Raw genomic sequence first — 13,539 nt, forward strand, 5'->3', positions numbered from 1 at the left:
CCTTTCCTCAGGGCGCGACCGCGGCGAGCGGCAGTCCGGTGGTCTCGGGGAGACCGAGGGCGAGGTTGGTGCTCTGGATGGCGCCACCGGCGGTGCCCTTGGTGAGGTTGTCCAGGGCCGCGACGGCGACCATGCGGCCGGCTTCGGCGTCCACGGTGACCTGCACGAGGGTGGTGTTGGCGGCCAGAGTCATGGCGGTGTTGGGCCAGGTGCCCTCGGGCAGCAGGTGGACGAAGGGTTCGTCGGCGTAGGCGGTCTCGTAGGCGGCACGGACCTGGTCGACGGTGACGCCGGGTTTGAGGGGCGCGGTGCAGGTGGCGAGGATGCCGCGGGGCAACGGGGCCAGGACCGGAGTGAAGGACAGGCCGACCGGCTCTCCGGTGACGGAGGTGAGGTTCTGGATGATCTCGGGGTTGTGCCGGTGGGCACCGCCGACCCCGTAGGGGCTGAGCGCACCCATGATCTCGCTGCCGACCAGGTTGGGCTTGGGCGCCTTGCCCGCGCCGGAGGTGCCGGTGACGGCGACCACGGTCAGGTCGGGTTCGACGAGCTGTTCGGCCAGACCGGGGAAGAGCCCGAGGGTGGCGACGGTGACGTGGCAGCCGGGGACGGCGACCCGGCGGGCGTCGGTGAGCCGTTCCCGCCGACCGGGGAGCTCGGGCAGGCCGTAGGGCCAGGTTCCGGCGTGGGGGGTGCCGTAGAAGCGTTCCCAGGCGGCGGCGTCGTCGAGGCGGAAGTCGGCGCCGCAGTCGACCACGAGGACGTCGTCGCCGAGTTCTCGGGCGATGTCGGCGGACCGGCCGTGCGGCAGGGCGAGGTAGACGACGTCGTGACCGCGCAGTTCCTCGATCGTGGTGGGGGCCAGGATCCGATCCGCGAGCGGCAACAGGTGGGGCTGGTGCTGGATGAGGGGGGTGCCGGCGTTGCCGCCGGCGGTGACGGTTCCGATCTCGATCTCGGGGTGTCCCAGGAGCAGGCGCAGCAGCTCACCTCCGGCGTAGCCGCTGGCCCCGGCGATCGCCGCTGTGTATCCCATGGTGAGACCCCCTCTTCGAAATGGATTGGACCATCATGCATGCCCTTGCAAGTTTATGCAACCAGGTTCGAGGGTGGCCACCATCGCTCACGTGACATGGGTGACACGGTCACCCCGCGCCGCCCGAAGAACTCCGATCAGCGGCCGGGCATGCGAGTGGCGATACCCGCCAGACGCGAGGTGTTGCCCTTGCCGCTGGAACGGAACTCGCGGCGGTCGGCGGTGCGGTACAGGCCGTTCACGAGCTGGGTGCCGACCCGGCGCAGCGACTCGGGCTCCCAACCGCCGGCCTCGTGGCCGACCCAGGGCAGCCGGGTCAGGTCGGTGCGGCGCCCCAGGACGAGGTCGCGCAGGGTCCGCCCGGCCAGGTTGCTGATCGAGACACCGCTGTGGGCGTAGCCACCGGCCCAGGCCAGGCCGGACTCTGCGTCCAGCTGCACGGTGGGCGACCAGTCCTTGGGCACCCCCAGCACCCCGGACCAGGCGTGCTCGACCGGAACGTCGCAGACCTCGGGGAACATACGGGTCAGGGCGCGCCACAGTTCGACGATGGCCTGTGGTTGGGTGACGCCCTCGTCCACCGGGGAGGCTCCGGGCCGCTTGGACTCGCCTCGACCGCCGACGGCGATGCGCCCGTCGGCGGTGCGCTGAGCGTAGACGTAGGCGTGCGCCGCGTCGCCGAGGACCTCGCCGCCCTCCCAACCGATCCCCTTCCACAATGCGTCGGGAATGGGTTCGGTGACGATCATCGACGAGCGCATGGGGCGCCACTTGCGGCTCTGACCGCGCAGGGTTCCGGTGAAGCCCTCGGTGGCGCGGACGACGTGGTCGGCCCGCACGGTGCCGTGGTCGGTGACCACGGCGGGGCGTTCGGCGCCCTGGCGAGGGCGGATCTCCTCGACCGTGGTGCCCTCGAACAGTTCCACGCCCAGGTCCTCCACCACGCGCGCCAGCCCGGTGACCAGCTTGGCCGGGTGCAGGCGGGCGGCGTGCGGCGTGTAGCCGGCGGCGACGGCGTCGCGCACGGCGATGCGGGGGGTCACGTCGGGGTCGACCATGTGGAAGTCGTCGGGCCAGTAGCCCCAGTCCTGGAGGTACTCGATGTGCCCTTGGAGGCGGATGCGCTGGGCCTCGTTGCCGGCGACCAGGTACATGCCGCCCTTGACCTGGTCGGCGTCGATGCCCTCGGTCTCCAGGACCGAGAGCACCTCGTCGACGGTGGTCATCAGGCCGCGTTGGAGGGCGACCATGGACGACTTGCCGTGTGACTGTGCGTAGCTCTCCCGTGAACCGGCGAACTCGGCCGAAAGCCACCCTCCGTTACGACCCGACGCCCCGAAGCCGGCGAACTCGCGTTCGACCACGCACACACGCAGGTCGGGCTGGTCCTTCTTCAGGTAGTAGGCGGTCCACAGGCCGGTGTAACCGGCTCCGACCACGCAAACGTCGTAGTCGGCGTCGCCCGAGAGGGGGTCTCGACGTTGAGGCGATCCGGTGTCACGGAACCAATGGGAGACGCCTCCGTTGGCGAAACGCGTGGACCGGGGAATCGGCCTCAGCTGGGCAGCAGTGGTGAAAAGCCTCATGATTCCCCCCGGAACATCCGTGCCACCGACCCACCCCGCGCTGGGCCCTGGCCTTTGGCCAACCTACATGGGTAACGACCATGCGTGGGATGTTTTCTGCACATTCGAGAGGATCCCGAGCCATTTGAACGGGGATTCGACTACGCAGAGTTCTGAGACCCTCAGCTCGAACTGTCACGGAGCGTACGCGCGATGGTGGCGAGTTGTCGAACGCCCTCGCCCCCCAGCGGGGCGAGCACGTGTTCGTGCAGTCGTTCGACGTGCTTGTCGCGCGCGGCGCTGATGAAGGCCAACCCGCTCTCGCTCAGGGTGGCGTAGACGACTCGTCGGTCCTCGGCGCAATTGTTCCGCACCAGGTAGCCCTCCTTCTCCAGCCGGTCGGCGAGCTTGGTGAAGCCACCGGTGCTGAGACTGACCTCGCGGGCCAGGCGACTCATCGGCAACCGGTGGTCGGGGGTGCGCTGAAGCCGGATGAGCACTTCGAACCAGGGACCGGCCATGTCCTTGCCGTCGGGGGTTATCCCCCTCAGGAGCTTGGGCTCGATGGAGTGCATCGCCTCGGAGACCAACCCCCATGCGGTGATGAGGTCGTCGTCGCTGGGACGGTTCTCGCTCTGTGTGTTCTCGACGCCGTCGATCGGTTGCGCGGTCATCTGTCCCCCAGTTCGTCGCCCAGGGCGCACGAATCAGGCCACACCCCAGAGAAATATCTTCCGAGTAAATATTACTCGAATATAGCAGTCAGGGACAGTAGTTTCCTAGAAAAATAAATATCCCGTCGGCGCGCTCGCGCCGACGGGCGGGTGCCTGACCCGTGTACGGGAGCCCACCCGGGCTCCCGTCGTCAGTGTCGTGCCATCACGGCGTCCAGTGACGCCGCCAAGGTGTTGGCCATGTGGTCGATCTGTTCCCAGGTGATCACCAGTGGAGGCGAGACCAACAGGGCCCTGGGAATCGGGCGTACGATCACCCCTCGGGTACGGGCCTCCGCGAAGACCTCCGCCGTGGTGATCCCCCGTTCGGTGAGCGCCTCCTCGGTGAGTTCCACCGCGCCCATCACCCCGACACCGGAGCGGACCTCTGCCACCAGTGGGTGGTCGGCCAGTCCGCGCAGCGCCGAGTCCAGGTGCGTCTCCACCTCGCGAGAGACCGTGAACAGGTCCTCCCGCTCCAGGATGTCCAGGTTGGCCAAGGCCGCCGCGCAGGCGGACGGGTGGCCGGCGTAGGTGGTGCCGTGCAGGAAGGGGTGACCCTCCTGGTTCCAGAACGGGTCGGCCACCCTGCCGTTGACCATGACCCCGCCCAGTGGCAGGTATCCGCTGGAGACGCCCTTGGCGAAGACGATCATGTCCGGGCTCACTCCGAAGCGCTCGATCCCGAACCAGTTGCCCATGCGCGCGAATCCACAGATGACGCTGTCCACCACGAACAGCACACCGTACTTGCGACAGATCCGCGCGACCTCGGTGAAGTATCCGTCCGTCGGCAGGAACACGCCGCCGGCCCCGATGACGGGTTCGGCGAAGAAGGCGGCGACCCGGTCGGCCCCCACCCGAAGGATCTCCGCCTCCAGCGCGGCCGCGGAGTCGTGCGGGATCACGGAGGTGTCCTCGATGAGGCGACCGTGCCCGCTGCGGAAGCGCTCCATCCCGATGATGCTGGTACCGAAGCCGTTGAGGCCGTGGTAGCCGCCGGTGCGGCTGATCAGGTGTTGCCGGTCGGGCTGCCCCAGCGCCGCCCAGTAGCTACGGGCGAGCTTGGCGGCGGTGTCGATCGATTCCCCTCCTCCACAGGTGAGGATGGTGCGCGGGTCCTCGATCGGAGCGTGCGCGGCCAGGCGTTCGCTCAGCTCCAGGGCGGGTTCGTTGGCGAAGTCCCCGTAGATGGTGTAGGCGTCCAGCGTGTTCATCTGGCGGTGGACCGCGTCCGCGATCTCGGTGCGACCGTGCCCGACGTTGCAGTACCAGAGGCTGGCCGTGCCATCGAGGTAGCGGTCTCCGGACCGGTCCCACAGCCACACGCCCTCGGCGCGGGCCACCACGAACTCCGGGCCCTTGGCCACGGTGTTCATATCGCAGAAGGTATGCCAGAGACGGCTGGGCTCCCGGTGTTCCTTGGGAGTGAGCGCGGACGAGACAACCGTTTCGGTCATATGGCGACCTCCGAGCCGTGACGTGCGCGAAAACGCGCAGTGGAAAACGGATCCGACCCCTTACCCGGGCGCCCAGGTTGTGTCAGGTGATTGCAGGCTAATTTGTCGACCCGCTTCTCAGCAAGAGCCAAAACGAAGGCTCATGCCCCGAAACACAAACTTCATGCCTGCTACCCCCGGCCATGACCCCCAAAACCCCTGCTGTGCAGGAAAAACAGGCCCAAAAAAATCTTGGAATCCGGGGTCACTCATCGGACGTTTCGCAAACCTACGGGGGTTCCGAGCGACTCTGAGAAACTCCGTTGAAGATCGGGGCACCGTTCTGGCACAAAAGGCGGGGCGGGTCTCTCTTCCGAGAGAGCCCGCCCCGCCCACGCGTGAACGGCGTGTCGCCGAGGTCAGTCGCGCAGAACCGCTCCGGTGCGTTCGGTGGCCAGGGCCACGGCCGCGTCGCGGGCCGCTCCGGCCTCCTCCGCGGTCAGGGTCCGGTCACCGGCGCGGAAGCGCAGCGCGAAGGCGACGGACTTACGCCCCTCCTCCACCTGCTCACCGGTGTAGACGTCGAACAGGCGCACGCTCTCCAGGAGTTCACCGGCGCCCTCCGCCAGGGCGGAGCCGATGTCGCCGACCGGGACGGACTCGTCCACCACCATGGCCACGTCCTGGGTCGCCACCGGGTAGGTGCGGACCTCGGGCGCGGAGACCTTGGTGCGGGCACTCTCGATCCGGTCGAGGTCGAGCTCCATGGCGGCGGTGCGCTCGGGCAGCGAGAACGCCTTGACCGTACGTGGGTGCAGCTCACCGGCGTGTCCGACGAGCACCCGCTCGCCACCCACCCTCACGTACAAGGCCGCGCAACGCCCCGGGTGCCAGGGCGCCAGGGCATCGGCCTCGACCTCCAACCCCACACCCGCCACGCGAGCGACGTCACGGGCGGCCTGGATCGCGTCGGCCCAGGAGGCCTGTCGTCCCGGACCCCACCAGCCGGTGTGCTCTGCGGCCCCGGTGAGCACCACAGCCACCCGGCGCGGCTGCTCGGGAAGGGCCGCGTCGATGCGGGCCAGTTCCTCATCGCTCGGGCGACGGTCCACCGGGGGCAGCGGTGCGCGTCCGGCCCCGGGCCTTGGCCGGTAGACCAGGCCCATCTCGAACAGGGCGACGTCGGTCAGGCCACGACCCACGTTGCGCGCCAAGGCCTTGAACAACCCCGGCAGCAGCGTGGTGCGCAGCAGCGGTTCCTCGTCGTTGAGCGGGTTGGCCAGGCGCACGTTGTCACGACGGGGGTCGTCGGCGGTCAGCTGGAGCCCGTCGAGGTCGCGCTCGCCCACGAACGGGTAGGCCAGTACCTCGTTGTAGCCGGTGGCGGCCAGGGTACGGCCCACCGCCCGACGCAGCCGCTGGCTCTCGGTGAGTCCGCGACCGGATCCCTTGAAACCGATCGAGGGAATGTTCTCGTACCCCTCGAAACGGATGACCTCTTCGGCGATGTCGTTGGGTTCGGTCAGGTCCGGCCGCCAGGACGGCGGGGTCACCATGAGCACGTCGCCGTCGGCCTCGTAGGAGCACCCGATGGCGCGCAGCCACTTCTCGGTGGTGCCCTCGGGGTAGTCGATCCCGGCCACGGACCCGGCGTGCCCGGTGCGCACCGCGATGGTGGTGGGCTCGGACGGGTGGTGGACGTGGGTGTAGGCCGACTCCACCGTGGCGCCGCCCAGTTCGGCCAGCAACCGGACCGCGCGGGTGGCGGCGACGAGCTGCACCTGAGAGTCGATGCCACGCTCGAAGCGACGCGAGGCCTCCGAGGAGAGCTGGTGTCGGCGCGAGGCACGGGCGATGTGGCGTGGTTCGAAGTGCGCGGACTCCACCAGCACCGAGCTGGAGGTCGACCCGATCTCGGTGTCGACTCCGCCCATGACGCCGGCCACCGCCTGGGCGGCGGACTCGTCGGCGATGACGATGTCGTCGACGTCCAGGGAACGCTGGACGTGGTCCAGGGTCTCCAGCTTCTCGCCCGCCTCCGCGGCGCGCACGGTGACGGTGCCGTCGAGCCGGTCACGGTCCCAGGCGTGCAGCGGCTGGCCGAGTTCGAGCATCACGTAGTTGGTGACGTCCACGGCCAGGGCGACGGGGCGTACCCCGCCCTGGTGCAGGCGGCGCTTCATCCACAGCGGGGTGGGCGCCTCGGGGTCGAAGCCGGTGGCGCCGCGCAGCACGAGGCGGTCGGCCAGGGCCGAGTCGGCGATGGCACCGGGGTGGCCCTCCCCGGTGGGCTCGTCGATACTCATCTCGGCGGGGTCGTGGAAGTCGACCCCGTACAGGGCCGCCACGTCGCGGGCCACGCCGCGCATCGACAGGGCGTAGCCGCGGTCCGGGGTGACGGCGATGTCGAGGACGTCCTCGCGCAGACCGAGGGCGGCGATGGCGTCCTCGCCCACCGCACCGAATCCCTCGGGCAGCACGACGATGCCGGTGTGGTCCTCCCACAGGCCGAGCTCGGTGGCCGAGCAGATCATCCCGGCGGACATCTTGCCGTAGGTCTTGCGCGCACCGATCTTGAACCCGCCGGGCAGTTCGGCGCCGGGCAGGGAGACGACGACCAGGTCTCCCTCGGAGAAGTTGCGGGCACCGCAGACGATCTCCTGGGGCTCACCGGTGCCGTTGGCCCCGCCGACGTCCACCCTGCAGTAGCGGATGGGCTTCTTGAAGCCGGTGAGTTCCTCGATCTCCAGTACACGGCCGAAGACGATCGGGCCGGTCAGGTCGGCGCCGAGCTCGTCGACGGTCTCGACCTCCAGACCCGCAAGGGTCAGGCGGGAGGCCAGTTCGCGGGCGGTGACGTCGGCGGGAAGCTCGACGTACTCGCGTAGCCAGGTCAGGGGAACACGCATCAGATCTCACTCCCGAACGCCGAGGTGAAACGCGTGTCACCCTCGACCATGTCGCGCATATCGCGCACACCGTGCGCGAACATCAGTGTTCGTTCCACTCCCAGGCCGAAGGCCCATCCGCTGTAGACCTCGGGGTCCACCCCGGCGGCGGTCAGCACCCGTGGGTTGACCACGCCGCAGCCGCCGATCTCGATCCAGCCCTCGCTGGAGCAGGTGCGGCACGGTGCGTCGGGGTCTCCCATCGACGCGCCCCGGCACACGAAGCACTCCATGTCGACCTCTGCGGAGGGCTCGGTGAACGGGAAGTAGGAGGCGCGGAAGCGGGTCCGCAACGCCTCACCGAAGAAGGACTCGACGAAGGTGTCGATGGCGCCGCGCAGGTGCGCCATCGTGATTCCCTTGTCGACCACCAGGCCTTCGAGCTGGTGGAAGACCGGGGTGTGGGTGGCGTCGAGCTCGTCGGTGCGGAAGGTCTTTCCCGGCGCGACGACGTAGACCGGAAGCTCACGGGTGAGCAGGGAACGCACCTGCACCGGGGAGGTGTGGGTGCGCAGGACCATGCCGGACTCCCCGCCCTCGGGTCCCTCCACGAAGAAGGTGTCCTGCATGGTGCGCGCGGGGTGGTCGGGCTGGAAGTTGAGGGCGTCGAAGTTGAACCACTCGGCCTCGACCTCGGGGCCTTCGGCGATCTCGAATCCCATGCCGACGAACACGTCGGCCATGCGTTCGGCGACCGTGGTCAACGGGTGCCGGGCGCCGCGAGGAGCGCGGTCCCAGGGCAGGGTGACGTCGACGCGTTCCTCCACGAGGACACGTTCGTCGCGCTCGGCCTCCAGGACGGCTTGGCGGGCCTTGACGGCCTGCCCGACGTCGCGGCGGGCGCCGCCCACGCGCTTGCCGGCCTCGGCCTTGGCGGCCGGTGGCAGGGCACCGATCTCACGGTTGGCCAGGGCCAGTGGGGAACGGTCTCCGGCGTGGGCGAGCCGGACCTCCTTGAGTTCGGCGAGGTCGGCGGCGGCCTCGATGGCGGCCAACGCCTCCTCGCGCATGCGGGCGACCTCGTCGGGGTGCAGGGGGGTCACCTCGACCGGGTCGAAGGAATTGTTCGGTGCAGACATGTGGTTGCCTCGCCGTCACCGCGTCCGCGCGAGGCGGAGGCGGGCGGTGGTCACGGGTCCGCGCGGGGGCGGACCAAGCCGACAGGAAGAAGCACGGGGTTACCGCGGGCCGGGTGCGAAGCCGGCCCAGGTGTCACAGCAAGCCCAGGGTTGACGGGCCGCGCCGGACGGAATCCACGATGGGATGACGGGGCGGGACCGCGTGCGCCCACCGGGGCCGAAGAGTCTGAGGGATCAGACGAACTCGGGTGTCCCGGCGGGCATGGTAAATCGGAACTCTGCGCCACCGTTGGGGGCGCGGCCGACGGTGATCGTGCCGCCGTGGGCCTCCACGAGACCCTTGACGATGAACAGTCCGAGTCCTGTGCCACCACGGCGCTTGCTGCGCCAGAACTGGCGGAAGACGCGCGGAATGGTCTCGGGCGCTATGCCCTGGCCTTCGTCGCGCACCGACACCGCTGCTCCTCCTTCACACGGCTCGATCACGATACTGACAGTACCAGCGCCGTGCCGCACCCCGTTTTCCACGAGATTGGCGAGGATCTGTTCGAGTTTGTCGTGGTCCAGCCACATCTGGGGCAGGTCCCCGTGCGTTTCGACCCGGAAACGCTCCTCCGACTCACCGGAGGCGACCCGCCCGGAGACCACTCGACGGACGGCCTCGGGCAGGTCGACGACCTGCCGGCGCACCTCCAGGCGTCCCGACTCGATGCGGGAGACGTCCAGGAGGTCGTGGATGAGGCGGGTGACGCGGTCGGCGTCGGCGTTCACGGTCTCCAGCATGAACAGCTTCTGTTTGTCGGTGAGCCGTTCCCACTTGGTCAGGAGCGTGGAGGTGAAACCCTTGACGCTGGTGAGGGGCGACCTGAGTTCGTGGGCGACCTCGGAGACCAGGTCGGCGCGGGAGCGCTCGGCCCGCGCGGAGGCGTCCCTGAGGCTGATCACGAGGCGGACGAGGTCACCTCCGGGGCGGGCTCGCACGTAGCGGGCCGCGACGAGGACCTCGCGTTCGTCGGGCAGGCACAGGACCCGTTCGATCTGGCGGGTGCGGTCGCGGTCCCCACCGTAGGGGTCGCTGGCCTCCCACCAGTCGTGTCCGTCCAGGCCTCGTAGGGGCAGGGCGGTGCGGAAGTCGCGGCCGAGCGCGGAGGTGACGGGAACGCCGACGAGTTGGGCGGCCTGGGTGTTGAAAAGGACGACACGCCCCCGGGCGTCGGCGACGACGATGCCGTCGGGCAGGTCGTCCGCGTGCAACGGGATGCCGCCGGTGGCGACGATGTCGAGGTCGGAGGTGACGGGTTCATCCGTTGACCGCGCCGCCGCGCCGTCGGAGTCCTCCGCCGGTCGATCCACCTGCCGGCCGCTGCCCACGCCTCTCCCAGCTCCCCTCCGACGGTCCGCGGCTCAGGTGTCCTGGGCCACGGATCTGTGATCGGTGGTGTCCGTCCTCAGCGGACTCTCCCTGGACACCACCGCAGGTCTACCCTGCTCTCCCACCTGGTACGCCTCACTCGTCCAGGCGTACCCGGATGGGAGTCCGAGCGTACGAACACCGATGCCCGTCCACCGGTCGCGGACGGGCACCTCTCTCGGACGCGGTCCTCGTCCGAACGCTCACACCGTGTGGCCGAGCCTGCCGTGTGGGCCGGGCGGGCGCACCCTTCTACCCGTGACACGGGTCGTGTGAGGGTGGACACGCGAAATCCGCATGGCCACCGTGGTGCCGGTCCGACCCTATCGACACTCAAGGCTCGTGCACGTGCATTCGGCGAGGTTGCCATGACCTGTTACCGAGTGTGTACACCAAGGGAACCCCGAACACCCCAGGAGCATTCTCCAAACACGGAGAGTGATCATCCGTGGGTTCGCTCGACCGGGGTCGGGATGTTTCAGGAGCGCCGCTGTTGGCGCGCTGTCGTGTACAGACACACCGCTGCCGCCGTGGCCAGATTCAGGCTTTCGGCCCCGCCGTAGATCGGAACGCTGACCGCGCCGTCGGTCAGACGGACGGTCTCCTCCGGCAGTCCCCAGGCCTCGTTGCCGAAGACCCAGCCGACCGGACCGTCGAGATCACCGGCGTCGGCGACCTGGTGCAGGTCCTTGTCGCCCCCGCCGTCGGCGGCCCACACCTTGGCGCCCGCCTCGTTCAGGAAGTCGATCGCCCGGGCGACCGGTACGCCCACCACCACCGGCAGGTGGAACAGGCTTCCGGCGGAGGCACGCACGCACTTGCCGTTGTAGGGGTCCACGGACGCGTCCGTGAAGACGACGACGTCCGCCCCCGCGGCGTCGGCGGTGCGCAGTACCGTTCCGGCGTTGCCGGGGTCGCGCACGTGGGAGAGGACGACGGCCAACCGCACGTCGGTGACCTTCTCCAAGGGGACGTCGACGAACTCACAGACCGCGATGACCCCTTGCGGGGTGATGGTCTGCGCCAGTTCGGACATCACGTCCAGGCTGACCTGATGCGTGGGGACCCCGGCCGTGTGGGCGGCGTCCATCAGGTCGATGTGGCGTTGCATGGCCTCCGCCGTGGCGTAGACCTCGAGAACGCCGCGCCCACCGCCGTTCACCGCGGCGAGCGCCTCCCGCACAGCCTGAGGGCCCTCCGCGAGGAAGCGCCTCTCACGCTGGCGGAAGGTGCGTTTGGCGAGCCGCCGAACCCCCTTGATCCTGGGTGACCGGACGCTCGTGAACTCGTGGCTCGCCATCGCTACCCGTCTCGTCTCGCCGTGACTAGGCCGCGGCGGAGGCCGGCAGGGCCTGCTTGGCCTTCTCCACCAGGACGGCGAAGGCGGCGGCGTCGTTGACGGCCAGGTCGGCCAGGATGCGACGGTCGACCTCGATCTCGGCCAGCTTCAGACCCTGGATGAGACGGTTGTAGGTCAGGCCGTGAGCGCGGGAGGCGGCGTTGATGCGCTGAATCCACAGACGACGGAACTGCCCCTTGCGGTCCTTGCGGTCCCGGTAGGAGTAGGTCATCGAGTGGAGCATCTGCTCCTTGGCCTTGCGGTAAAGGCGCGAGCGCTGCCCGCGGTAACCACTGGCCCGGTCGAGAACGACCTTGCGCTTCTTCTTGGCGTTGAGAGCCCGCTTCACGCGTGCCACAGTGACTCCCTCATAGGTTCTTCCGGCGCGCACGGCGCGCCGACCGGTCCGGCCAGGACTGGCCCGGCGGCCGTGTTCGCTTCAGGTGGTCGCCCTTCGAGCGCTCAGAGCGAACCGACCGGGTCGGACACGCGGGGCACTGTCGAGAAGGGCTCAGGTACTGCCGTTGCCTAGCGGCCCAGGAGCTTCTTGATGCTCTTGGTGTCGGCCGGGGAGAGCTCGGCCTCGTTGCTCAGCTTGCGCTTGCGCTTGGAGGTCTTGTGCTCAAGGATGTGGTTCTTGTTGGCACGGCGGCGCATGATCTTGCCGGAACCGGTGACCTTGAAACGGTCCTTGGCTCCACTGTGGGACTTGTTCTTCGGCATGTCGCCGTCGTCTCCTACTCCGTCGGCGCGGCATCCGCCCCGGGGACGAATGTCGCGATTGTTCCGCGCTAGGCGGGTCTCGCACGCCTGTGCATCGTGGGCTGTTCGCGCACAGCCCACCTCACCGTCCGGCCGTCTCGTAGGCGGCCGGACGGTGAGGGACTACCTAGGCCTGGTCGCTGCTCTCGCGGCGAGGTTTGTCCCCGGCCGCCGCACGGGCCTCGGCCTTGTGGTCGGAACGCCGCTTGTGCGGACCGATCACCATGACCATGTTTCGGCCGTCCTGCTTGGGCTGGGACTCGACCATGCCGAGATCCTGGACGTCCTCGGCCAGACGCGCCAACAGCCTGCGCCCGAGTTCGGGGCGGGACTGCTCGCGACCGCGGAACATGATCGTCACCTTGACCTTGTCCCCACCCTTGAGGAACCGGACGACGTGACCCTTCTTGGTCTCATAGTCGTGCGGGTCGATCTTCGGGCGGAGCTTGATCTCCTTGATGATCGTGTTCGACTGGTTCTTGCGCGACTCACGGGCCTTGACCGCGGACTCGTACTTGAACTTGCCGTAGTCCATCAGCTTGGCGACCGGCGGGCGCGCGGTCGGCGCGACCTCGACGAGGTCGAGGTCGGACTCCTGGGCCAGACGCAGGGCGTCCGGCACGGAGACGATTCCTACCTGCTCACCGTTGGGCCCGACAAGTCGGACCTCGGGCACCCGGATACGGTCATTGATGCGGGGCTCGGCGCTGATGAGACCCCTCCCTAGCTTTCTCGGATTACCTGGGACCGGTCGGCCACCACTGGGTGGTCGACCTGTTCGACCGGGTCGCCCGCGCTTTCAGGCCACCCGCCCGCTCCGGGGTCCGTGCAAAGCAAAAACCCCGCCAGCGTGTGCAAGCGGGGCGATCCGATCGGACGATGAAGACGAAGGCGCGACGCACCAGGGCCGAAACTACAGCCCAGGGGTGACGGTCAAGCACTCGCCATCCGACCGAAGACCCACACGAGCGAGGCTCGGCAGGTGGGAGGATCATCTCCGCTTGCGGTTCCACCGCGCCTGAGCACGGGGGAACGAAGTCGATTTAACTCGATTGTATCAGCACTCCGAGGCGCTCGAACCGCCTAGATGAGAGATTCCAGGGGGTGGAGGTGGCCGGGGCGGGCGGCTGGTGGGGCGCCCGGGGTCTCTGGCTCTTGGGGGTTGTCGGGCGGGGTGGGGATATCGGTATGTCCACACCTCGAAGTAGTACCTATGGGCGTTACCGGCACCGCCGGCACTAGTGCCC

The 13,539-nt window shown here is 68.8% G+C and carries 11 protein-coding genes; all 11 read right to left on the reverse strand.

From position 1 onward, the window contains the following. Window positions 1–7: 7 nt before the first annotated feature. Window positions 8–1,036, reverse strand: coding sequence for an N-acetyl-gamma-glutamyl-phosphate reductase (gene argC / locus NLI01S_RS21710; protein WP_067607611.1), 1,029 nt, complete (start codon window positions 1,034–1,036; stop codon window positions 8–10). Between the two features lie 137 nt (window positions 1,037–1,173). Beyond that, the gene (locus NLI01S_RS21715; protein ID WP_067607614.1) at window positions 1,174–2,622 is read right to left on the reverse strand and encodes an NAD(P)/FAD-dependent oxidoreductase; all 1,449 of its coding nucleotides are present in this window, start codon (window positions 2,620–2,622) and stop codon (window positions 1,174–1,176) included. Between the two features lie 161 nt (window positions 2,623–2,783). Further along, window positions 2,784–3,275: a MarR family winged helix-turn-helix transcriptional regulator gene (locus NLI01S_RS21720; protein WP_067607617.1), complete on the reverse strand. Its 492-nt coding sequence runs from the start codon at window positions 3,273–3,275 to the stop codon at window positions 2,784–2,786. Between the two features lie 191 nt (window positions 3,276–3,466). Beyond that, entirely contained in the window at window positions 3,467–4,693 is a 1,227-nt protein-coding gene (locus NLI01S_RS21725) for an aminotransferase family protein (protein WP_067607620.1), read from the reverse strand. 479 nt (window positions 4,694–5,172) lie between these two features. Then, on the reverse strand, window positions 5,173–7,662 hold the full coding sequence (gene pheT, locus NLI01S_RS21730) for a phenylalanine--tRNA ligase subunit beta (RefSeq protein ID WP_067607623.1): 2,490 nt from the start codon (window positions 7,660–7,662) through the stop codon (window positions 5,173–5,175). Continuing rightward, window positions 7,662–8,780, reverse strand: a complete 1,119-nt coding sequence (gene pheS, locus NLI01S_RS21735) for a phenylalanine--tRNA ligase subunit alpha (RefSeq protein ID WP_067607626.1) — start codon at window positions 8,778–8,780, stop codon at window positions 7,662–7,664. Before pheS ends, pheT begins: the two co-directional genes overlap by 1 nt. 234 nt (window positions 8,781–9,014) lie before the next feature. Then, window positions 9,015–10,151: a PAS domain-containing sensor histidine kinase gene (locus NLI01S_RS21740; protein WP_067607629.1), complete on the reverse strand. Its 1,137-nt coding sequence runs from the start codon at window positions 10,149–10,151 to the stop codon at window positions 9,015–9,017. 518 nt (window positions 10,152–10,669) lie between these two features. Then, complete coding sequence (locus NLI01S_RS21745; protein WP_067607632.1) at window positions 10,670–11,491, reverse strand: TrmH family RNA methyltransferase; 822 nt, start codon at window positions 11,489–11,491, stop codon at window positions 10,670–10,672. Window positions 11,492–11,516: 25 nt separating this feature from the next. Then, entirely contained in the window at window positions 11,517–11,888 is a 372-nt protein-coding gene (gene rplT, locus NLI01S_RS21750) for a 50S ribosomal protein L20 (protein WP_067607635.1), read from the reverse strand. Between the two features lie 170 nt (window positions 11,889–12,058). Beyond that, complete coding sequence (gene rpmI / locus NLI01S_RS21755) at window positions 12,059–12,253, reverse strand: 50S ribosomal protein L35 (protein WP_067607638.1); 195 nt, start codon at window positions 12,251–12,253, stop codon at window positions 12,059–12,061. Between the two features lie 166 nt (window positions 12,254–12,419). Further along, a complete protein-coding gene (gene infC, locus NLI01S_RS21760) occupies window positions 12,420–12,968 on the reverse strand; it encodes a translation initiation factor IF-3 (RefSeq protein WP_067607641.1) in 549 nt (182 codons plus the stop codon). Window positions 12,969–13,539 lie beyond the last annotated feature (571 nt).

It is taken from the genome of Nocardiopsis listeri NBRC 13360 (assembly GCF_001570765.1).
GTDB classification, from domain to species: domain Bacteria; phylum Actinomycetota; class Actinomycetes; order Streptosporangiales; family Streptosporangiaceae; genus Nocardiopsis; species Nocardiopsis listeri.